The sequence below is a fragment of the Pelagimonas sp. genome (assembly GCF_058892305.1).
On record NZ_JBZXVN010000030.1, the window covers coordinates 113,694 to 133,727 of the forward strand.

At 56.3% G+C, this 20,034-nt stretch carries 22 protein-coding genes; 9 read left to right on the plus strand and 13 right to left on the minus strand.

The genetic code is table 11. From position 1 onward, the window contains the following. Positions 1-72 precede the first annotated feature (72 nt). The 3 genes from AC5EFR_RS12790 to AC5EFR_RS12800 form a co-directional block, all read right to left on the minus strand. Entirely contained in the window at positions 73-1,668 is a 1,596-nt protein-coding gene (locus tag AC5EFR_RS12790; protein WP_493576186.1) for a TRAP transporter large permease, read from the minus strand. After that, positions 1,668-2,489, minus strand: a complete 822-nt coding sequence (locus tag AC5EFR_RS12795; protein ID WP_493576187.1) for a TRAP transporter small permease subunit — start codon at positions 2,487-2,489, stop codon at positions 1,668-1,670. The genes AC5EFR_RS12790 and AC5EFR_RS12795 overlap by 1 nt, the downstream gene beginning before the upstream one ends. 96 nt (positions 2,490-2,585) lie before the next feature. Then, positions 2,586-3,608, minus strand: a complete 1,023-nt coding sequence (locus tag AC5EFR_RS12800) for a TRAP transporter substrate-binding protein (protein ID WP_493576188.1) — start codon at positions 3,606-3,608, stop codon at positions 2,586-2,588. Positions 3,609-3,818: 210 nt separating this feature from the next. Between AC5EFR_RS12800 and AC5EFR_RS12805 the strand changes: the two genes are divergently transcribed. Beyond that, positions 3,819-4,478: a GntR family transcriptional regulator gene (locus tag AC5EFR_RS12805; RefSeq protein ID WP_493576189.1), complete on the plus strand. Its 660-nt coding sequence runs from the start codon at positions 3,819-3,821 to the stop codon at positions 4,476-4,478. A 10-nt stretch (positions 4,479-4,488) separates the two neighbouring features. On the opposite strand, the gene AC5EFR_RS12810 is transcribed toward AC5EFR_RS12805, so the two are convergent. After that, on the minus strand, positions 4,489-5,460 hold the full coding sequence (locus tag AC5EFR_RS12810) for a GlxA family transcriptional regulator (RefSeq protein ID WP_493576190.1): 972 nt from the start codon (positions 5,458-5,460) through the stop codon (positions 4,489-4,491). A 54-nt stretch (positions 5,461-5,514) separates the two neighbouring features. Between AC5EFR_RS12810 and AC5EFR_RS12815 the strand changes: the two genes are divergently transcribed. The 4 genes from AC5EFR_RS12815 to bcoG all read left to right on the plus strand — a co-directional run bounded on the left by AC5EFR_RS12815 (position 5,515) and on the right by bcoG (position 10,585). Then, positions 5,515-6,675, plus strand: coding sequence for an acyl-CoA dehydrogenase family protein (locus AC5EFR_RS12815; RefSeq protein WP_493576191.1), 1,161 nt, complete (start codon positions 5,515-5,517; stop codon positions 6,673-6,675). Positions 6,676-6,733: 58 nt separating this feature from the next. Beyond that, entirely contained in the window at positions 6,734-8,812 is a 2,079-nt protein-coding gene (locus AC5EFR_RS12820; RefSeq protein ID WP_493576192.1) for an acetate--CoA ligase family protein, read from the plus strand. Beyond that, complete coding sequence (locus tag AC5EFR_RS12825) at positions 8,809-9,591, plus strand: carnitinyl-CoA dehydratase (protein ID WP_493576193.1); 783 nt, start codon at positions 8,809-8,811, stop codon at positions 9,589-9,591. The genes AC5EFR_RS12820 and AC5EFR_RS12825 overlap by 4 nt, the downstream gene beginning before the upstream one ends. An 82-nt stretch (positions 9,592-9,673) precedes the next feature. Then, the gene (gene bcoG, locus AC5EFR_RS12830) at positions 9,674-10,585 is read left to right on the plus strand and encodes a 3-dehydrocarnitine:acetyl-CoA trimethylamine transferase BcoG (RefSeq protein WP_493576194.1); all 912 of its coding nucleotides are present in this window, start codon (positions 9,674-9,676) and stop codon (positions 10,583-10,585) included. A 4-nt stretch (positions 10,586-10,589) separates the two neighbouring features. Here the strand turns inward: bcoG and AC5EFR_RS12835 are convergent, their stop codons facing one another. Both AC5EFR_RS12835 and metF read right to left on the minus strand, forming a co-directional pair. Next, positions 10,590-11,036, minus strand: a complete 447-nt coding sequence (locus AC5EFR_RS12835) for a hypothetical protein (protein WP_493576195.1) — start codon at positions 11,034-11,036, stop codon at positions 10,590-10,592. 77 nt (positions 11,037-11,113) lie between these two features. Beyond that, positions 11,114-11,977, minus strand: coding sequence for a methylenetetrahydrofolate reductase [NAD(P)H] (gene metF / locus AC5EFR_RS12840; protein WP_493576196.1), 864 nt, complete (start codon positions 11,975-11,977; stop codon positions 11,114-11,116). Positions 11,978-12,104: 127 nt separating this feature from the next. On the opposite strand from metF, the gene AC5EFR_RS12845 reads away from it, so the two are divergent. Further along, complete coding sequence (locus tag AC5EFR_RS12845; RefSeq protein ID WP_493576197.1) at positions 12,105-13,010, plus strand: LysR family transcriptional regulator; 906 nt, start codon at positions 12,105-12,107, stop codon at positions 13,008-13,010. 13 nt (positions 13,011-13,023) lie between these two features. On the opposite strand, the gene AC5EFR_RS12850 is transcribed toward AC5EFR_RS12845, so the two are convergent. Then, positions 13,024-13,332, minus strand: coding sequence for a hypothetical protein (locus AC5EFR_RS12850; protein ID WP_493576198.1), 309 nt, complete (start codon positions 13,330-13,332; stop codon positions 13,024-13,026). 178 nt (positions 13,333-13,510) lie between these two features. After that, positions 13,511-13,717, minus strand: a complete 207-nt coding sequence (locus tag AC5EFR_RS12855) for a cold-shock protein (protein WP_493576199.1) — start codon at positions 13,715-13,717, stop codon at positions 13,511-13,513. A gap of 221 nt (positions 13,718-13,938) precedes the next feature. Here AC5EFR_RS12855 and AC5EFR_RS12860 point away from each other — a divergent pair, with 221 nt between their 5' ends. After that, positions 13,939-14,256 (plus strand): arsenate reductase family protein, encoded by a 318-nt coding sequence (locus tag AC5EFR_RS12860; RefSeq protein WP_493576200.1) that lies wholly within the window; start codon positions 13,939-13,941, stop codon positions 14,254-14,256. Next, a complete protein-coding gene (locus AC5EFR_RS12865) occupies positions 14,249-14,617 on the plus strand; it encodes a hypothetical protein (RefSeq protein WP_493576201.1) in 369 nt (122 codons plus the stop codon). Before AC5EFR_RS12860 ends, AC5EFR_RS12865 begins: the two co-directional genes overlap by 8 nt. 16 nt (positions 14,618-14,633) lie before the next feature. Here the strand turns inward: AC5EFR_RS12865 and AC5EFR_RS12870 are convergent, their stop codons facing one another. The 4 genes from AC5EFR_RS12870 to AC5EFR_RS12885 all read right to left on the minus strand — a co-directional run bounded on the left by AC5EFR_RS12870 (position 14,634) and on the right by AC5EFR_RS12885 (position 17,184). Next, positions 14,634-15,206 (minus strand): DoxX family protein, encoded by a 573-nt coding sequence (locus AC5EFR_RS12870; RefSeq protein WP_493576202.1) that lies wholly within the window; start codon positions 15,204-15,206, stop codon positions 14,634-14,636. A 12-nt stretch (positions 15,207-15,218) separates the two neighbouring features. Further along, positions 15,219-15,956 (minus strand): HvfC/BufC family peptide modification chaperone, encoded by a 738-nt coding sequence (locus AC5EFR_RS12875; RefSeq protein ID WP_493576203.1) that lies wholly within the window; start codon positions 15,954-15,956, stop codon positions 15,219-15,221. A gap of 11 nt (positions 15,957-15,967) precedes the next feature. Further along, a complete protein-coding gene (bufB, locus tag AC5EFR_RS12880) occupies positions 15,968-16,816 on the minus strand; it encodes an MNIO family bufferin maturase (RefSeq protein WP_493576204.1) in 849 nt (282 codons plus the stop codon). A gap of 62 nt (positions 16,817-16,878) precedes the next feature. Then, complete coding sequence (locus tag AC5EFR_RS12885; RefSeq protein WP_299925660.1) at positions 16,879-17,184, minus strand: BufA1 family periplasmic bufferin-type metallophore; 306 nt, start codon at positions 17,182-17,184, stop codon at positions 16,879-16,881. 382 nt (positions 17,185-17,566) lie between these two features. On the opposite strand from AC5EFR_RS12885, the gene AC5EFR_RS12890 reads away from it, so the two are divergent. Beyond that, positions 17,567-18,034, plus strand: a complete 468-nt coding sequence (locus AC5EFR_RS12890; protein WP_493576205.1) for a GNAT family N-acetyltransferase — start codon at positions 17,567-17,569, stop codon at positions 18,032-18,034. 49 nt (positions 18,035-18,083) lie between these two features. Here the strand turns inward: AC5EFR_RS12890 and thrS are convergent, their stop codons facing one another. Beyond that, positions 18,084-20,030 (minus strand): threonine--tRNA ligase, encoded by a 1,947-nt coding sequence (gene thrS, locus AC5EFR_RS12895; RefSeq protein WP_493576206.1) that lies wholly within the window; start codon positions 20,028-20,030, stop codon positions 18,084-18,086. Positions 20,031-20,034: the final 4 nt, after the last annotated feature.

The window sequence follows — 20,034 nt, forward strand, 5'->3', positions numbered from 1 at the left end:
CAATTTGTTGTTGTGTCCGGTGCAGAACCGGAAATGTTTGAGGCCGGGCCCCGGTCTTGGGGCCCGATCAGTTTACAAAAAGATCGTGACGATTGGTGGCCAGATCAGCAAAACCGAGAGCGCCAGCAATTGCAGGGCGATAAAGGGCAGGAACCCTTTGAAGATATCGGTCAGCGAGATATGCGCCGGAGCCACGGATTTCAGATAGAAGGCCGCAGGACCAAAGGGGGGCGACAGGAAGGACACCTGCATGTTCATACAGAACACCACACCAAACCAAATCGGGATATACTTGGCATCAACCGAGCCAAGGAACCCAATTTCCTCGGGTGGCAGTTTCATCACGATTGGGAGGAAAACCGGCATGATCAACAGAACAATGCCAACCCAATCCATGAACATCCCCATGATCAGGAACACAACCATCATCACCAGAATGATCCCCATCGTCGGCATATCGGCCCCAACAATGGTGTTGGCCACAAAGGTCGGCCCCCCCGCAAGCGTATAGGCCGCAGCCAAAGCCGCCGCGCCAATGGTGACCCAAATGATGGTGCCGGTCGATTTGATGGTCCGCATGACCGCGTCCCAAACAATATCAAAGGTCATCTCACGTCGGATCAAGCCAATGACAAAGACGGCGACAACGCCCATGCCCGCCGCTTCGGTGATGCCGGTGATACCGCCATAGATCGAGCCAAGCACAACGCCGATCACCACCGTCGGGGCGATCAGACCTTTGCCCATGTCCCAGCCGATTGCGGTGCGTTCGCGCCCAACGATGACAAAGACGACCAAGGCGCAGAGAACAAAGGCCCCGACGATCCAAGGAATGTCAGACACCATTCCCAACGGGATCGGGTCAACGCCTTCGGTGATGGCGTTTTCGCCGGTCACGGTAAAGAACAGCGCCCGCGCAAAGATCACACCGGACACCCACATGCCAAAGCGTGCCAAGAACCCGAGGAACATCATGCCCTTTTCGCTCCCGGCGGGGGCGTCTGGGTCTTCGGGGGGCAAGGGGGCTTGATCCGGGTCCATTTGCGTGCGGATGATGATGTAGACGATAAAGAAGGACGCCAACATGAACCCCGGTAAGAACGACGCGGTGAACAGCGCCTTGATCGAGGTTTCCGTCACCAGCCCGTAAAAGATCAAAACGATCGAGGGCGGGATCATGGTTCCCAAGGATCCAGAGGCGCAGATTGTCCCAATGGCGAGGTTCTGGTTGTAGCCAAGGCGCAACATTTGCGGCAGGGCAATCAGACCAAGCAGAACAACTTCGCCGCCGATGATACCCGACATCGCCGCCATGACCACGGCCATGATCGACGTCACGATGGCAATACCACCGCGCATCCGGCTCATCCAGACGTTCAGAGAGCTGTACATATCCCGCGCAATACCGGAGCGTTCCAGCAGCGCGGCCATGAATATGAAGAGCGGCACCGATATGAGCACATAGTTGGTCATTTGTCGGTAGACCGCCTGACCCAGAACGTTAAACGGCCCCATGCCAAAGCGGCCAAACATCAAGTCAGGGCCAAATTTCATCAACAATGTTGCAACTGCCAAAAAGGCAGAGGCAAAGCCAAGCGGCATGCCGATTGCCAGCAGGGCAAACATGCCCAGCAGCAAAATCAGGCTAAGTGTGCCGACATCAACCATTATTTATCCTCCCCAGAGACTTCTAGCGTGCGGCGAATGTTTTCGATTTCTGTTTCGTCAATCTCATCCGCAGGAGAGTGATGTTCAGGAGCTTTGTGCCAATCCGCGATCAGGTTAGACAGCGCTTGGATGGCCACCATGACGATCATGATAATGATCATCGGCTTGATCGTGGCCGGAATGGGGGGATCCCAGGCGGTGCCAAAGGTCTCCATCCGTATGAATTTGGCCTTGGCTTCGGAATAGCCGCCCCAAAATAGGCAAAAGGCAAAAACCCAGATCAGGAACACCGAGATGCAATCCGACAGTTTTTGCATCCAATGTGGCATCATATCGTAGATGATATAAATACGGATGTGGCTGCGTTGCTGCATGGCGTAAAGCCCAGATAGCAAAAACAAAAAACCGGCGAGCCAGAGTGAAAGCTCATTGGCCCAGAGCGTACCGGAGGCAAAGACGTAGCGCGAGATGACTTCGTAAAACATCACGATCACGATCAGGGGCAACATGATCATCGCGATGCGCGAAGACACCAGCGAGACAACATCGAAAAAGCCAGCCGGTTCGCTTTCGATCGAACCGACCGTATCGGAGAGATAGACCGAGGCAAAAAACACCGCGCCAAAGACGACGAAGAGGGTCAGATAGACGATCAAACGCCCTTCGGGACGCAGCATCTGGTGTATGCCGACTTCGCTGCCCAGAAAGGCGTTAGAGAAAGCAAGGCCGCCAACCAGAAGCAGGGCGGCGGCACCAAATCCGATCATCAGTAACCGAACGGGCTGGCGGGCGGGACCAAGCCAGACAGAAGGTGAGGACATAGAGATTTTCCTTGGATGGAAGGAAAACTGATCCCGGCGCGCGGGTGGGCCACGCGCCGGGCAGTCAGTCAGCCCAAGGGCTTATTCAGACACGGGTTACTCGGAGACGAGACCCAGCTGCTTGAGGTAACCAAGGTGGCTGGAAACCAGCGCCTTGGCTTCGTCCGTTGTGGCGAACTCGGGCCATGTGGCCTGGGCTGCGTCACGGAACGCTTGCAGGTCTTCGTCAGACCAAGCGTGAAGCGTCACACCATCGGCGCGCAGCTGAGCCGCAGCTTCGGCATTTTTCTTCTCAAAGGTCAGTGCGGTCTGCAGCGCCAGCTTTTGCATGGCGGTGTCCATGATGGCGCGATGGCTGTCGCTCAGACCATCCCAAACCATTTTGTTGCAGGCCAAGTGATCCGACGGCATAGAGTGGAAGCCAGGATAGTTGGCGTGTTTCACCAGATCATAGAGACCTAGACCTACGTTGTTGGCCAGACCCGAGGCATCGGCACCGTCGATGATACCGGTTTCAAGCGCGGTAAAGATTTCGGTGAAATCCATCACGATCGGCTTGGCACCCAGCTTTTCGAAGATTTTGGTTTCCATGCCGGGAGGTGAGCGGAATTTCCAGTCTTTGAAGGCGGCAGGGCCGTCGATTGGCTTGGAAGAGGCCAGCGATTCCTGACCGTAAACCCACCAGCCAACAAGCTGCATGCCAAAGCCGTTATAGAGTTCTTGGGCCGCGTCGTAGCCGCCACCGTGATAGAGCCAGCTCAGCTGTTGGTAAGGCGTGTCGTAGCCGCCCATGATGTCTCCAACGAACTGGAACGCCGGGTTTTTACCGGTCTGATAACCGCCACCTGTCATGTCGCAGTCCAGAATGCCGTTGGCCGCCGCGTCAAAGGTTTCAACCGAGGCCACAACAGATGACGAGAAGAACATTTCAATGTCGATCGCCCCGCCGGACATCAGTTCAACGTCATTTGCGAATTGTTGGGCCAACTGACCGGATACGGTTTCAGGCGCATAGTGCGTCTGGATCCGCAGGGTCACATCAGCAGCCATAGCCGCGCCACCCGCAACGGCCAATGCCGCGCCAGCAACTGAATTTAGAATCATCTTCTTAAGTTTCATTCTTTCCTCCCCGAAGGCGACACTCCTGCTGTCGCCGTTGTTTTTAAGGGTCTTTTTTGTGACCCTTGCACAAGATGGTATACCATCTAGGCCTCACGCTAGCGAAAGCGTGGTCGACAATCAACAGATTTTGGTATACCAAATTTTGCACTCGACATTTTCGGTCAGGGTTCGAACAAGGACCCAACCTGAAAGAGGGCTAAGAAGGGCATGGCAGAAGAAAACCGCTTTGAGCATATCGCAAACCGCCTACGGCGGGGGATTTTGCGTGGCGATCTTGCGCCCGGCTCTCCGATCAAAGAACGGGACAATGCCGCCGAGATGGGGGTGAGTCGCACACCGATGCGCGAGGCGATTCGCCAATTGGCCAACGAAGGGTTGGTGGTTTTACGTCCGTCTCGAAGCCCGATTGTTGCCGACCCATCGTGGAAAGAAATCAGCGATTGCATGGATTTGGTCCGTGCGCTTGAGCTGTTGTCGGGAGAATTGGCCTGTGCCAAAGCCACCGATGAAGAAATTGACCAAATCGCTGCGATCCAAACCCGGATGGAGGAGAAGGCAGACGCGATTGATGAAATTGATCTCTTTGAGATTGATATGGAATTTCATGTCGCGATTGTGCGGGCCTCGCACAATATCCCCTTGGCCGAAACCCATCGATCCTTGTTGTCGCGGCTTTGGCGTGCCCGGTTTTTGGGATCGCGTGTGGGGCGTAACCAAGACCGTGTTTTTGCCCAGCATCAGGCGATTATGGCGGCCCTGCGTGCCCGAGATTCCGCAGCTTTTCAGGCAGAGCTACGCAATCACCTGAGTATTCTGAAACAGCAAATCCGTCAGTTCTATCAAGAGGTTGAAGAGGACGTCGACTAGGGTCAACCTTCTAGGGCGCGCCCTTGCGCATATCGCGTGGTGTCATGCCAAATTCGCGTCTAAAGGCGCGGGTGAGAGCGCTTGGATCTTCATATCCACAGCGGGTGGCGATTTCGGTGACCGATAGCCGCGTTTGTTCCACCAATCGCCGCGCCACCCCAAGCCGAAGTGACAAATACACACTGCGCGGGCTATGCCCGGTGGCGCTGACGAAATGCTTTTCCAAGGCGCGCAAGCCCAGACCCAGCCGCTTGGCGATGGCCTCAAGGGGAAGGGGGGCTTCGGTGGTACGCCGCATGATTGCGACGGCGGCTTGGACAACTTGATTGTCGCCCATGCGCACCGGTGCGATCTCGGCCGGGTCCCGTTCGCCATGCATAAACAAGGCCGCCACTTCGAGCCGCAGCATCGTGCCGTGATGCTGGCCGATCAGGTCAAGCATCAGCTCCATTGTCGTGCTAGCCCCACCACAGGATAAGATAGACCCTTGGGCAATATAGCGATCTTCTCGCACCTCAACCTCTGGAAAACGCTCGGCAAAATGGGTGATCTCATCCCAATGAATGGTGGCGCGTTGCCCCTCCAGTAATCCGGCCTTTGCCAAAAGCCACGACCCCATGTCCAACCCGGCAATCTGCTTAAACCGCGACCGCGCGGCGCGCAAGGCACGTAGGGTTTGCGGTGTGCCCTGATCCTTGAACCCATAGCTGGGCAAGACCAACAACAGGTCGCCGCCGGGATGATTGCTCAGCGTGCCATCGGGTGTCACCGGCAATCCGCTCGACGATATGACCGTCCCGTTTTCAATCCCCAAGAAATGCCAATCATATAGGTTTTGACGCCCCAAAGAATTGGCGGCACGCAGGGGCTCCACGGCGTTGGCCAAGGCGTGATTGGAGAATTGCTCAAAAAGCAAAACGCCGATTTTGCGTGTTTTGGGGATGGGGTTCGACTTGTGCATGGTCGACGCCGTATCATGCATGATTAAAACTGGCGAGCCAAAGTTACCTTTTGTGCAGAACTCAAGGAGCGCCGCATGCATTTTGGTTTGTCAGAAGAGCAGGAGATGATCGTCTCGACCGTCCGCAGTTTTGTCGAGAACGAGATTTACCCTCATGAAGCCGAGGTTGAGCACAGCGGGCAGGTGCCTCATGAGCTGGGGGAGCAGATCAAGCAGAAATGCATCGATCTCGGTTTCTATGCCTGCAACTTTCCCGAAGAGGTCGGCGGCGCTGGACTGTCTCACATGGATTTCACCTTGGTTGAACGTGAGTTGGGCCGCGGGTCGATGGCGCTCACCCATTTCTTTGGGCGTCCCCAAAACATCTTGATGGCCTGCACCGGTGACCAGCGTGACAAATACCTACTGCCTGCGGTGCGGGGCGAGCGAATGGACGCGCTGGCAATGACGGAACCGGATGCCGGGTCAGATGTGCGTGGGATGAAATGTCAGGCGCGACGCGATGGTGGTGATTGGGTTGTGAATGGGTCCAAGCACTTCATTTCCGGCGCGGAACATGCTGATTTCTTTATCGTCTTTGTAGCGACAGGTGTCGATGACACCCCTAAGGGGCCGAAAAAGCGGATCACTTGTTTTCTGGTCGACCGTGGCCATCCGGGTTTTGACGTCCGCGAGGGGTATCACTCGGTCAGCCACAAAGGTTACAAGAATTACATCCTGAGTTTTGATGACTGCCGCCTGCCGGATGCGCAGGTTTTGGGCGAGGTGGATGGCGGGTTTGAGGTCATGAACGAATGGCTCTATGCGACCCGTTTGACCGTGGCGGCCTTTTGCGTCGGTCGGGCGCGGCGCTGTTTTGACTATGCCTTGGACTATGCCGCCGAGCGCAAACAATTTGGCCAGCCGATTGCCAAGTTTCAGGGCGTGAGTTTTCAGGTTGCCGATATGATCACCGAAATCGACGCGGCGGATTGGCTGACGTTATCGGGCGCATGGCGTTTGGATCAAGGCTTGCCAGCGAACCGAGAAATTGCCTCGGCCAAGCTATATGCCAGCGAAATGTTGGCGCGGGTGACGGATACAACATTGCAAATTTTTGGCGGTATGGGGTTGATGGATGACTTCCCGATTGAGCGCTTTTGGCGCGATGCGCGGGTTGAACGGATTTGGGACGGCACGTCTGAGATTCAGCGCCACATCATCAGCCGCGATCTCTTTCGCCCAATGGGGGCGTAGAGCGTGAGGCTGGGCCAAATTCCGTGCACGGAATTTGCACCGCAAGAGGCGAGGGCACATGTCAGGTAATCTGTCGCGTTTGTTGAAGCCGCAGAGCATCGCGGTGATTGGCGGGGGGGCGTGGTGCGTCAACGTCATTCGGGAATGTCGCAAAATTGGGTTTGCTGGGGATATTTGGCCGGTTCATCCCAAACGGTCCGAGGTTGGCGGTGTGGCGGCCTATGCGTCGATCGACGTGCTGCCTTCGGCTCCGGATGCGGCCTTTGTTGGTGTGAACCGCGAGGTCACGGTTGAGGCGGTTCGGCATTTGGCGGAACGCGGTACCGGCGGGGCCGTGTGCTTTGCATCTGGGTTTCAAGAGGCACAGGCCGAGCTTGGCAATGGTGCTGATCTTCAAGCTGCTTTGCTCGGAGCCTCGGGTCAAATGCGCCTATTGGGCCCCAATTGTTATGGATTTATCAACGCGTTAGATGGTGCCGCCCTGTGGCCGGACCACCACGGCATGACGCAGGTCGAAAGCGGCGTCGCGATCTTGACTCAAAGCTCGAACATCGCTTTGAACCTGACCATGCAAACACGCGGATTGCCGATTGCCTATCTAGGCACCGTTGGCAATCAGGCCCAAACGGATTTGGCCGAGTTGGGCATGGCGGTTTTGGATGACCCTCGGGTCACGGCCCTTGGTTTGCATATCGAAGGGATTGCAGACATTCGCCGCTTTGAAGCCTTGGCGGCCAAGGCATTCAATCTTGGCAAACGTATTGTTGCGCTCAAGGTCGGCGCGTCTGAACAAGCCAGTGCTGCCACGATCTCTCATACGGCGTCTCTGGCGGGGTCGGATGCGGGGGCACGGGCCTTGCTGGCCCGGCTGGGCATGGCGCAGGTGGGATCGTTGGCGGGGCTTTTGGAGGCTTTGAAGGTTCTGCATTGCAGCGGTCCGTTGGAACATGGTGGTATCGCGTCGATGTCTTGTTCGGGCGGCGAGGCCAGTTTGATGGCTGATAGTGTCCTTGGTTTGAACCTCTACTTTCCTGCGTTAGGTGCGGATCAAGAAGAGGCCTTGCGCAAGGCGCTTGGGCCGAAGGTCGCTTTGGCCAACCCATTGGATTACCATACCTATATTTGGAACGACGGCCCTGCGATGACCGCTTGTTTTAGCGCGATGATGGCAACGGGGGCATTGGCACTTGGGATCGTTGTGTTGGATTTCCCGCGGTTAGATCGCTGTGATGCCGGGGAGTGGGACAGGGTCACCGACGCTGTGGTTGCCGCGGCGAAAGAGACCGGGCGGACAATGGCGGTATTGGCCAGCCTGCCGGAAACCATGCCAGAGCATGTCGCCCAAGATTTGATGGCGCGCGGAGTGATCCCGCTGTGTGGTATTGGGGAAGCCATGGAAGGGGTGTCGGCAGCGGTTTGGTTGGGGGCACATGGGCCTACGTCAACGCCAATATTGCGCCCTCAAAACGGTGCCGGTTCTGAGGCTGGGCCGGGAGATGCGGCGGATGCCCAATCGATTTTGAGCGAAGGGGCCGCCAAGGCAACCTTGGCCGAGCATGGGCTGATGGTTCCACGTTCACGCCGTGTTTGTTCGGTTGAAGAGGCGGGAATGGCAGCGCAGGAAATCGGGTTTCCAGTTGTTTTGAAGGGCGAAGGCTTTGTCCATAAAACCGAGGCCGGGGCGGTGAAAGGAAACCTTTGCTCACCGTCGGATGTGATTGGGGTAGCTGAGGACATGGCCGCGCACGGCTACCTTGTTGAACAGATGATTTCGGGGGCCGTGGCCGAAGTGTTGGTTGGTGTGACGCGCGACCCGGCGCATGGCTATGTTTTGACGCTGGGCGCGGGCGGGGTTTTGACTGAAATTATGCAGGATACGGTGTCGCTTTTGCTACCGGTGGACGAGGGGGGGCTTGTCTCTGCACTGGAATCCTTGCGGATCGCGCCATTGTTGTCCGGGTATCGGGGCGCAGAGGCGGCGGATGTGAAGGCGATTGTAAACGCCGTTCTTGCGGTTCAGGACTATGTGATCGCCCATGCGGGGTCGGTTGGCGAAGTTGAAATTAACCCGCTGCTATGTCTCCCTAAAGGGGCTGTGGCGGTGGATGCGTTGATCAGATTGGAGAAGCAAGCATGACAGGACCCATTCGAACCGAACGTCGTGGCCATGTGTTTGAAGTGACACTGGATCGGCCCAAGGCGAATTCGATTGATTTGGCCACAAGTCGGATCATGGGCGAGGTGTTCACCGGATTTCGTGACGATCCGGAGTTGCGCGTCGCGCTTGTGACCGCGGCGGGTGAGAAGTTTTTCTGTCCCGGATGGGATTTGAAGGCCGCTGCCGATGGGGACGCCGTGGATGGTGATTATGGGGTTGGCGGCTTTGGCGGATTGCAGGAATTGCGCGGCTTGAACAAGCCAGTGATCATGGCAGTGAACGGGATTTGCTGTGGCGGCGGTTTGGAATTGGCGCTTTCTGGCGATATTATTCTAGCGGCGGAACACGCCAGTTTCGCCTTGCCGGAAATCCGGTCTGGAACGGTGGCGGATGCGGCGAGCATCAAGCTACCCAAGCGCATTCCCTACCACATCGCGATGGAAATGTTGTTCACAGGCAGATGGATAGATGCCGAAGAGGCGGCGCGTTGGGGGATGATTAATCAGATTCACCCGGCCGGTGATTTGATGACCAAGGCGCGCGAGATGGCGGATGCTTTGGCGGCCGGTCCACCCTTGGTGTTTGCGGCGATCAAGGAAGTGGTGCGCGAGGCGGAAGATATGAAGTTTCAAGACGCGTTGAACAAGATCACCAAATCGCAGTTTGAAACAGTTGAGAAATTGTATCGCAGTGAGGATCAGTTGGAGGGGGCCAAGGCCTTTGCCGAAAAGCGGGATCCGGTTTGGAAGGGGCGGTGATGTTTGTCGCCGCTCGTGCCGGGGCACGTCGCCCCGCCCACCATCCCGCCAGACGTTGCATGAAAATTGAAAGGAGGCAGCCATGCCATTGACCATGAACAAAGAGGTCTTCATCACCGCCGCTGTCACCGGTTCGGGCAGCACCCAAGACCGCAGCCCGCATGTACCACGTTCCCCCAAAGAGATCGCTGAGAGTGCGATTGACGCGGCCAAAGCCGGGGCGGCGATTGTACATTGCCATGTACGTGACCCGGAAACCGGTGTGCCATCGCGGGATTTGAAGCTTTATCGGGAAGTGACGGACCGCATCCGTGATAGCGACGTCGATGTTGTGTTGAACCTAACGGCGGGCATGGGCGGCGACATTGTTTTTGGCCCGACTGACGCACCTTTTCCGGTCAATAAGGCGGCAACCGACATGATCGGGGCCGAGGAACGCGTCGCCCATGTGGCGGAATGCCGGCCCGAGATTTGCACGTTAGATTGCGGCACGATGAATTTTGCCGAAGCCGATTATGTTATGACCAACACGCCGGGCATGTTGCGCGCCATGGGCAAGATGATGACCGAGATGGGGGTAAAACCCGAGATCGAGGCCTTTGACACCGGGCATTTGTGGTTTGCCAAGGAGTTGGTCAAAGAAGGGGTGTTGGACAGCCCGGCCTTGGTACAGCTTTGCATGGGGGTGCCATGGGGCGCGCCGGATGATCTCAACACCTTTATGGCGATGGTCAATAATGTGCCTGATGATTGGACGTTTAGCGCCTTTGCTTTGGGGCGCAACCAAATGGCCTATGCGGCGGCGGCGATTTTGGCCGGCGGCAACGTTCGGGTCGGGCTTGAGGATAACCTGTGGTTGGACAAGGGCGTTTTGGCCACCAACGCGCAGCTTGTGACCCGCGCCCGTGGTGTGATCGAGGGAATGGGCGCGCGGGTGATTGGCCCGGATGAGGTCCGCGCCAAACTGGGCCTGACCAAGCGCGCACCGGTTTAACGGGCTAGGCGATCGCCCCGGAGGTCTCTTCGGGGCGCGGCCAAATGGCCAATGCCAGCGCGAGCCACCAACACAGCCCCATAAGGGCAAGGGTAATCACCCCAAGTAGCACGGATAGGTTTTTGGAGAGTGGTTCGGATATTTCCCAAATGATCAAAGCCGTCATTGGCATCAGCGCAAAGGCGATGGTCGCAATGGCCAGACTAAAAGCGTTTTGAAGGAGATGGATGCCGGTTTTGGGATGCGAGAGGGAGCTTGGTGTCCATTTGGGAACGGCCAAGGTCAGAGCCGCCGAGGTAATGCCGAGCACAAGAATGCTAGGGATCAGAACAGAGGCATCCCGGTCAAAAGCCTTTGGCAAACCTGCGAAAAAGAGGATCGAAAAGGCGACGGTATAGGTGCCAGACAGGCGGAGAAGCAAAAGATAGGCTTTTTGAGTTAGGTCACGCATAGGAAACTCTATAAAGGGCAATTTGAATTACAAATACCCTTTATAGGTGATCAAAACATGGCAGTCACAAGGATTTTTTAGGCCACGTTCTCAAACTTTGCCTTTGGAGTGACACCCAAGGCAAAGCAAACGTCGCGGGTTAGCTCAGGGCGGTTGAGTGTGTAAAAGTGCAGGTTTTCAACGCCTTCGTCTAACAACTCGCTGCAGAGCTCGGTGCAAATCGCCGTGGCAAGAAGATCTTCGCGATTGTCACGGGCAGCTTTGGTAAAGGCTTCGTCGACCCACGCCGGAATATGTGTGCCGCACCGTTTGGCAAAGTTACGCGCACCCTTCCAGTTTTCGATCGGCAGGATGCCGGGGATGATTTGCTTGTCGATTCCCGCCTTGGCACAGGCATCGCGGAAGCGCAGGAACGTCTCGGCTTCGAAGAAAAACTGGGTCAGAGCCTCGGAGGCCCCGGCATCAAGCTTGCGCTTGAGCCACTCGATATCAGCCTGCGCATCGGCGGCTTCGGGGTGAATATCGGGGTAGGCCCCAACGCGAATGTTGAAATCCCCGGTGCTGGAAAGCGCTTCGATCAGCTCAACCGAATTGGCGAACCCGTCGGGGTGTGGGGTGAATGTATCGGCCCCTTTGGGCGGATCGCCACGAAGGGCAACAATGTCAGAAACCCCAGCGGCGGCAAAGCCTTGGGCAATTTCCAAGGTTTCGGCGCGGGTGGCATCAACACAGGTCAAATGCGCCGCCGTGGCCAGACCGGAATGCTTGTGCAGCGTCGCGACAACATCACGGGTTAGATCACGCGTTGTCCCACCGGCGCCATAGGTGACCGACACAAAGCGCGGGTCCAAAGGCGAGAGAACCTGAACCGCATCCCAGAGCCGAAAGGTGCCTTCAACATTGCGGGGCGGAAAGAATTCGAACGAGATTTGCGGGCGCATGGGAGGGTCCTGTGCTTGTTTTGTCGTGCCCGAATGGCCGGGCGGAGGTCGCTTTACTTGCGCTGCTTGTCGCATTTTGGCATTGGTGAAGCAAATTCATAATTCTCATCACAAACATGAGGCAAATATGCATATCGAGTTTCGCCACCTGCGCACGGTCAAAGCCATACACGAATGTGGCGGTCTCGCGAAGGCGGCAGATCAGCTCAATATTACGCAATCAGCTCTGAGCCATCAGATCAAAGGCCTTGAGGATCAAGCCGGAGTTGAGCTTTTTGTCCGCCGGTCCAAGCCGCTGAAACTCTCGGCGGCGGGGATGCGTTTACTTCGGCTCGCCAATCAAATTTTGCCACAAGTCGAGGCCCTGCAAGAAGAATTTATGGGGTTGCGTGCCGGGAGCTCGGGGCGGCTCCACATCGCAATTGAATGCCATGCCTGTTTTGAATGGCTGTTTCCGGTGCTGGAAGGGTTTCGCAAAAATTGGCCGGATGTGGATGTGGATATTCGCCCAGGTTTGGCCTTTGACGCGTTGCCAGCGTTGATAAAAGAAGAGGTCGACGTGGTGATTTCGTCCGATCCCGAAGACATCGCAGGCGTCACATTTACCCCCTTGTTTGACTACAGCCCGGTCTTTGTGGCCGCGTCAAACCATCCTCTGGCGGAAAAGAACCACATCGACGCCGAGGATTTTCGCGGCCAAACATTGATCACCTATCCGGTCGATCGCGCGCGGTTGGACATTTTCAGCCAGCTGTTAACCCCCGCCAAAGTTGAACCCGCAGCCATTCGCCAAGTCGAATTGACGGCGGTGATCTTGTTGCTTGTGGCGTCCAATCGCGGCGTGTCTGTTTTGCCGGATTGGGTGGTGCGCGAGGTGAAATATAGCTCTGATTATATCACCAGGCCGCTAACAAAAGAGGGGCTGACCCGGCGTCTTTACGCGGCGACGCGAACGGAAGATTTGACCAAACCCTTTATGCAGGAATTGATCAAAAGCGCCGGGCAGGAAGCTCTGAAATTACAAAAGGCTTAGGCCGCAGCTGCGCTTAGGATGAACAACCTTTGCGCCCTTGTTCGATTGCGAGATCAAGCTGATTTGCATAGGACCAGCCTAAGATACGTTCCTGTTTTTGCGCCAAAACCTGAGCCGCTTTTTGTTCAAAGCACGCGCAATCGACCCCGGGCATAGACGCGGCGCAGAACTGACGTGGTTGAAAGGCCGAGCGTTTGGCAACATATGCGACGGCGGTTGATGACACGCTCGGTTCTGTGAGTGCCGGTAGGGTCTGGGCACCCGCGACAATTGACGCGCAGACGACAATCGCTACGCCGATTCTGATGATATGGTCTTTCATGGCAAGTCCCATACAATTGCACTGTATGGAAAAAACCTTAACACGGATGACCCTTTTATGGGCCTAAATTACAGGTTGCACTTACGTTAAAATGTAGGGGTCCGGCGAAAGGAAACCCACCCCTGCAAACGACGGGCCGCGCACAGCCCGTGTTTTTCTTATCTATTTTTGTGTTGTTTTAAATCAGCTCAAGATCCGAGGCCATGACACGCCCGTCGCGGTTTTCCCGCAATTCAAAGCTGACCTTCTGATCGTCGGCCAATCCGGTCAATCCGGACCGCTCAACCGCTGAGATATGTACAAAAACGTCTTTGCCGCCATCATCGGGCGCAATAAAGCCGTAACCTTTAGTGGTATTGAACCATTTCACGGTGCCTGTCGGCATGATCCCCGTGCTCCTTTCAAAGTCTGTCTTAATGATCCGGCAATGTGCTGGACCCCCCTGTCGCAATCGCCTTTCAGACGCGCCGGGAAATGATCCGGTTCGCGGCTGATCATCGAAAGTAACGAGATCAGCTTCGTCGGTTGCGGGAAAAAAGCAAGAAAAACTCCCTCGTATTTCAATTTGAAGGCCCTTATGTGAAGATTATCAGCACAGGAGAAAACATGATCCTCTTTGGGTTAAAGACATGTGATACTTGCAGAAAGGCCCGTAAGGCCTTGGTTCAAGTGGACTTTGTTGACGTAAGGGAAGATGGCGTCGCAAAAGACATTCTAGATGCGGCATATGAGCGCTTCGGCGAAAAATTGCTCAATACCCGATCTACAACTTGGCGAAATTTGCCAGAATCCGACCGTGTGGGCACGCCGGTTGAGCTGATTTTGGCGCATCCAACCTTGATGAAACGCCCCTTGATCACCGATGGAGATCGGATGTGGTTGGGCTGGGACAAGGCGGTTCAGGCGGAGCTTTTGAATGCGTAATGCGGCGTTGACCCTAGGGATCATCGCCGGCGTTTTCGGCATGATCGTTGGCTTTTTTGGCTTTGGCTATACAGAGCTTGTGCGCGAATACACCGAAGTGGGCGAGGTTTTTGGAACTTTCAAGAACCCCGATCTGGTGCGGTTCTTTTCGCTCGTGTCGCCGATGTTGGCCATCGCAGGGGGGGCAATGGCCAAGGCCCGCGCGCTATGGGGCGGGGTTTTGTTGCTCTTGTCGGCGGGCGGCATGTATTACGCTTTTGGGTTCAATGTCTTCACAATGTTCCCGATTGCCTTTGCTGGTTTGGCGGGTGTTTTGGCCTTGGCCGCCGGAAAACCGGATGAGCCAAAGGCACATTTCTGACTAGACCCGACAAGCTTTAGGCGTGGGCCGCTTGGCCCACATGCCGCATCTGCAGGACCTTGTCGACGGACAAGACACCAGCCCCTTTGATCACCAAAGTCAGCAACAGCAGCATCCAAAAGGCGCGTTGATCCATGATCACCGAATCCGGTGCGCCATCAAACCATGCCCCAAGCGTTTCGACATGTTCGATGCCGCCATGGCCATAAAGATCGGTCAGGCTTTGCACCACAACAAAGCCGATCATGCCGAGCGAGGCCAGACGGGTGAACAAGCCGATGACGATCAACAGGGGGAGGATGAATTCGGCCCATGTTCCGGCGACGACGACGGCCCAATGAAAAATACTGAGCTGTGAGCTGTCATAGCCAACGGCCTCGAGCTGTTTCGGGAAAATCTGTGCGTAGGCACCAACCGAAGGCGACACGAGCCCAAAGAAACCGTCGCCGACTTTGGTCAGGGCGGATTTCCAGAAATAAACCAGTAAGACACCGGCAAAAATTAGTCGTGACAGCAAGGGTAGTAGCCCGTCGCCGAAACGCTCGACCGCGCCAAATACCGAGGAATGAAAAGAAATAAGACGATCCATGGCAATGGTTCCTTAGGTTAAATTGATGTCGCTTAGCGCGCCAGTGGAGAGCAGGACAGACAGGGTTGGACCCAAATCGAAATCCGTGCCCGCAGCGGCCATCGCGTCGGAAAAGGGTTGGTTCATTTGCAGGGCCGATACGAAATCAGCGCCACCAGACGGGAGAAGATGCGGCACCGGGTCATAGTCGGATCGGGTGACAAGAACGTCTTGGGCCACGGCGTCGGGTTGTGGGCCGTCGTTCATCGTGAAGTTGTAGACGGCTAAAACCGGCCACGGGGATCGCAGCAACCGGACCGATGGGGCGAGGATCAACCGCGCGCTCATCAACTGTTCTTCGCTGAGGGTTTGCAGGCGGGCCGGGTCCAGAATGCTGGCATCGGCGGCGTGATAGCTTTGGCGCATGGCCTGTTCGAGACGGGCCACATCGGCCAAATAGCCAATGGATTGTAAGGGTTCCAAACGTGCCAGAAACTCTGGAAAGCCTGCGCCGTAATGCATCATCAACGGTGACGAGGGCGGCTCTTGACGTAAAAACAATCCGGCGGCTTTGGCGAAATTCTCTGCGCCGATAAGTTTGGACACGGCCGGAAAGGCTGTTTCCAATGCCTCGGCCAAAGACACCGCGACGTTGTTGCGATAGACCGCGTAGCGGCGGCCGGCGGGCTGCCCCTGACCATCGAGCAAGCCGGGCGGGACCGGCAGGGCGGCGTCCAAAAGCGCGGCGCGAAAATCACTTTGTGTGGTCATGCCAATGCCTCTCAAGCGTGAACGCGGGCGAGGGCCTGCGCGGCGCGCTCGGCCTCGGCGGCCAAAACCGGCCAGTCGGGCACATCGGTGTCCCATTCGATCAAAAGCGGTTTGGGGCCAGATTGAGACAGGGTGAGATCAAGCAAGGCCCAAACCGGATCGGCAACCTCACGTCCGTGGCTATCAATCAGGAGCGGCGCACCATGGTCATCGTGGTCTTCGTCATGGCCGCCAAGGTGGATTTCCCCCACAAGATCAAGGGGGTAGCCAGCGATGTATTCTTGGGGCGAATAGCCAAGATTGGTGGCGGAAACAAAGACGTTGTTCACATCCAAAAGCAAACCACAGCCGGTGCGACGCGCCACTTCGCGCAAGAAATCCGTTTCGCTCCAGGTACTTTGCTCAAACGCCAAATAGGACGACGGGTTTTCCAACAACATCGGGCGGCCAATCGCCTCTTGCAGCTCATCTATATGGTCGGCAACGCGTTTGAGTGTGTCGTCCGTATAGGGCAAGGGGAGAAGATCATTAAGAAAATGGCTGTCATGGGTGGACCAAGCCAGATGTTCGGAAAAGCTAGCCGGGTTGAGCCAACTGACGAGATGTTTGAGGCGGGCAAGGTGCTCTGGATCAAGGCGGGTTTCACCGCCGATCGACAGGCCAACACCATGTACGGAAATGGGAAAGCGTTCGGACAGGGCGCGCAGTTGCGCCAAGGGGCGGCCACCGTCACCCATGTAGTTTTCGGCGTGAATTTCGAGCCAACCAACCGGAGCGGGATTGTCCAAAATCTCGGAAAAATGCTGCGGTTTGTAACCAACGCCGGGGAGCGGGGGCAGGGCATTTGCGTGATCGAACATAGGGGCCTCGGGGCTGGAATTGGACGGCATAGGGGCGGGAAAAACCCGCCCCAACCAGAGACTTAGGACGCTGGGAGATCGCGCTCCAGCTCTTCAAGAGAGCCCATGCGCGCTTTGCCGTCTGCCATCGCGGGCAGTTCGATCGAGGCACATGTGCCGGCGTCTACCAAGGTCCAAGCGTTGCCTTGATAGTCAACTTTGGATGTCCCGGCGCAGGTTGTGCCTGGGCCCGCGGCACAGTCATTTTTGCCGGCCAGCGACACGCCAAAGCACTTTTCTTTGTCCATTGCGGTTGCAGTGGTTGCGTGGGCGGCGAAAGAAGCTGCAACGGCGCTCACGAGAGCAACGGTTTTGATGGTGTTGGACATGGGTGATTTCCTCTGGTTTCAAAAACTGGTTCCGGGTGGCAACCTTGCCGTCCGGTGAAAACAGATTGGCCCAATTCCCCCCTCAATCGCCAATCACGGGCGCGTGCATCACGGGCGCGTTAGCTGCCGTGCGCGGACTGTGAGTGAAATTGCTGTCTTTCTCCTGAATCCATTGGGCGAAACCAAAGGCGGCGAAACAATTTCGCGGCTTTGACTCCAAAAATCCTGTCAATTGTTACAGTCGATCACGAGAATAACCCGTGAATCTGGCGTCGCTCACAGGTTTTGTCATGTTTGTCAGATGGCTTGTTCTTTGGTGACGGCTTTCCATCGCGCCGATTTTGCGTCAAAAATCCAATTCTTAACAATGTAAGAGGTCAAGATGGTGCACATTCGACAGGCGCAGCACAGAGACGCCGATGGGATCAGCGCATTTTTACAGAAACTGACTGCGATTGGGCTGCGGACTTTGCCCGACACGGCTGACTATGTTCTTGATCGCTATATTGATCATCCTGACATCCTGTCCTGTTGCCTTGCCGTTTCCGAGGCTGACGCGCCGCTTGGGCTTCAGGTTTTGCTGCGTGCGAGCGCGGGCAATGAGTACGGGGTTGCCCAAGGTTGGGGAATTATTGGCACTCATATTGACCCGGATGCCGCCCGTCAGGGGATCGGCAAGGCTTTGTTTACCCAAACCCGTGAAACGGCGCGTCTCAACGGGCTTCGCTTTTTGGATGCGGCGATTGGAGATCAGAATGCCGGTGGTTTGGCCTATTACGAGCGTATGGGGTTTGAGACCTATGCGATCGAGCCGGGCAGGGTACGCAAACGCTATGACGTGAGCGCATGAGAAAGGCGGCCAACTGGGGCCGCCTTTGACTTTTCTATATATAAGGTGATCAGCGCAGATCGGGGGGCGTTGCATCCGCCGACAGGCTTGTCACGATATCGGCAAGGCTTTCGACCTTGGTCTGTTTTTCCCCAAGGCGGCGCACGGTCACGGTCCGCTCTTCGACTTCGCGATGACCGACTGCCAAGATCACCGGCACTTTGCCGACCGAATGTTCGCGGACCTTGTAGTTGATCTTTTCGTTGCGAATGTCGGCTTCGGCGCGCACGCCTGCGGCTTTCAATTCGGCCACAACTTCATGCACGTAATCATCGGCCTCGGATGTGATCGAGGCGACAACCACCTGACGCGGCGCAATCCAGAACGGCAAACGGCCCGAATGTTCTTCGATCAGAATGCCGATGAAGCGTTCAAACGATCCAAGGCAGGCGCGGTGCAACATGACGGGGCGGTGTTTGTCACCATCCGCGCCAATATAATGCGCGTCGAGCCGTTCCGGCAGAACAAAGTCGACCTGAAAAGTCCCACATTGCCAAACCCGGCCAATGGCGTCGGTCAGGCTGAACTCCAGCTTGGGTCCGTAAAACGCGCCTTCGCCGGGGTTCATTTCCGGTTCAATCCCGGCGGCGCGAGTCGCGTCAAGAAGGGCGCTTTCGGCCTTGTCCCAAACCTCATCGCTACCGGCGCGGGTTTCAGGGCGGTCCGAAAATAGGATGCGGAAGTCTTCGAACCCGAGGTCTTTGTAGACGGCGGACAGGAATTTGATGAACTCGGCGCATTCCTCGGCGATTTGTGCTTCGGTCGAGAAAATATGCGCATCATCTTGGGTAAAGCCACGCACCCGCATGATGCCATGCAGAGCGCCCGAAGGTTCGTAGCGCGCACAGGAGCCAAACTCGGCCATGCGCAGGGGCAGGTCGCGATAGCTCTTCAGACCCTGTTTGAAAATCTCAACATGACAGGGGCAGTTCATCGGCTTGAGCGCGTTGATCGCCTTTTCGCGGGCGTGCTCTTCGTCAACTTCGACGATAAACATGTTTTCCTGATATTTTTCCCAGTGACCCGAGGCTTCCCACAACTTGCGGTCAACGACCTGCGGGGTGTTCACCTCGACATAGCCGCCGCGGGTTTGGGCGCGGCGCATGTAATCTTGGAGCATGGTGTAAATGCTCCAACCATTTGGGTGCCAAAAGATTTGGCCGGGGGCTTCGGGTTGTAGGTGGAACAGGTCCATCTCGCGGCCAAGTTTGCGGTGATCACGCTTGGCAGCTTCTTCGAGGAAGTTGAGATGGGCTTGCAGTTCTTTGCGGTTGCGAAACCCGATGCCGGTGATGCGTTGCAGCATCGGGCGCGAGGTGTCGCCAAACCAATGCGCGCCGGAAACGCCCATCAATTTGAAGCTGTCGCCGGGCAATTGGCCGGTGTGTTGCAGGTGCGGACCACGGCACAGGTCTTGCCATTCGCCATGCCAATACATGCGAATGTCTGCACCTTCGGGAATGCGGTCGACCAGCTCGACCTTATAAGGTTCGCCCGCGTCCTCATAGAATTTGCGCGCAACATCACGATCCCAGATTTCGGTGCGCACCGCATCCCGGGCATTGATGATGTCTTTCATCTTCTTTTCGATCACGCCAAGGTCTTCGGGTGTGAAAGGCTCTGCGCGATCAAAGTCATAGAACCAGCCGTGCTCGGTAACAGGGCCGATGGTGACCTTGGTATCAGGCCAGATGTCTTGAACCGCGCGGGCCATGACGTGGGCAAAATCGTGACGGATCAACTCAAGCGCCTGTTCGTCATCCTGCATGGTGTGCAGGGCGATGCTTGCGCTTTGGTTGATTGGCCATTGCAGATCCCAATGTTCGCCATTGACGGTGGCTGAGATCGCTTTTTTGGCAAGGGATTTGGAGATGGAGGCCGCGACTTCGGCAGGGGTCACACCTGCGTCGTAGTCACGCGCGTTGCCATCGGGAAATGTGAGAGAGATTTGGGCCATCTGT

Coding starts and splice junctions, on each gene's coding strand:
- AC5EFR_RS12790 (WP_493576186.1), bottom strand. CDS start 1,668: ATGGTTGATGTCGGCACACTTAGCCTGATTTTGCTGCTGGGCATGTTT.
- AC5EFR_RS12795 (WP_493576187.1), bottom strand. CDS start 2,489: ATGTCCTCACCTTCTGTCTGGCTTGGTCCCGCCCGCCAGCCCGTTCGG.
- AC5EFR_RS12800 (WP_493576188.1), bottom strand. CDS start 3,608: ATGAAACTTAAGAAGATGATTCTAAATTCAGTTGCTGGCGCGGCATTG.
- AC5EFR_RS12805 (WP_493576189.1), top strand. CDS start 3,819: ATGGCAGAAGAAAACCGCTTTGAGCATATCGCAAACCGCCTACGGCGG.
- AC5EFR_RS12810 (WP_493576190.1), bottom strand. CDS start 5,460: ATGCATGATACGGCGTCGACCATGCACAAGTCGAACCCCATCCCCAAA.
- AC5EFR_RS12815 (WP_493576191.1), top strand. CDS start 5,515: ATGCATTTTGGTTTGTCAGAAGAGCAGGAGATGATCGTCTCGACCGTC.
- AC5EFR_RS12820 (WP_493576192.1), top strand. CDS start 6,734: ATGTCAGGTAATCTGTCGCGTTTGTTGAAGCCGCAGAGCATCGCGGTG.
- AC5EFR_RS12825 (WP_493576193.1), top strand. CDS start 8,809: ATGACAGGACCCATTCGAACCGAACGTCGTGGCCATGTGTTTGAAGTG.
- bcoG (WP_493576194.1), top strand. CDS start 9,674: ATGCCATTGACCATGAACAAAGAGGTCTTCATCACCGCCGCTGTCACC.
- AC5EFR_RS12835 (WP_493576195.1), bottom strand. CDS start 11,036: ATGCGTGACCTAACTCAAAAAGCCTATCTTTTGCTTCTCCGCCTGTCT.
- metF (WP_493576196.1), bottom strand. CDS start 11,977: ATGCGCCCGCAAATCTCGTTCGAATTCTTTCCGCCCCGCAATGTTGAA.
- AC5EFR_RS12845 (WP_493576197.1), top strand. CDS start 12,105: ATGCATATCGAGTTTCGCCACCTGCGCACGGTCAAAGCCATACACGAA.
- AC5EFR_RS12850 (WP_493576198.1), bottom strand. CDS start 13,332: ATGAAAGACCATATCATCAGAATCGGCGTAGCGATTGTCGTCTGCGCG.
- AC5EFR_RS12855 (WP_493576199.1), bottom strand. CDS start 13,717: ATGCCGACAGGCACCGTGAAATGGTTCAATACCACTAAAGGTTACGGC.
- AC5EFR_RS12860 (WP_493576200.1), top strand. CDS start 13,939: ATGATCCTCTTTGGGTTAAAGACATGTGATACTTGCAGAAAGGCCCGT.
- AC5EFR_RS12865 (WP_493576201.1), top strand. CDS start 14,249: ATGCGTAATGCGGCGTTGACCCTAGGGATCATCGCCGGCGTTTTCGGC.
- AC5EFR_RS12870 (WP_493576202.1), bottom strand. CDS start 15,206: ATGGATCGTCTTATTTCTTTTCATTCCTCGGTATTTGGCGCGGTCGAG.
- AC5EFR_RS12875 (WP_493576203.1), bottom strand. CDS start 15,956: ATGACCACACAAAGTGATTTTCGCGCCGCGCTTTTGGACGCCGCCCTG.
- bufB (WP_493576204.1), bottom strand. CDS start 16,816: ATGTTCGATCACGCAAATGCCCTGCCCCCGCTCCCCGGCGTTGGTTAC.
- AC5EFR_RS12885 (WP_299925660.1), bottom strand. CDS start 17,184: ATGTCCAACACCATCAAAACCGTTGCTCTCGTGAGCGCCGTTGCAGCT.
- AC5EFR_RS12890 (WP_493576205.1), top strand. CDS start 17,567: ATGGTGCACATTCGACAGGCGCAGCACAGAGACGCCGATGGGATCAGC.
- thrS (WP_493576206.1), bottom strand. CDS start 20,030: ATGGCCCAAATCTCTCTCACATTTCCCGATGGCAACGCGCGTGACTAC.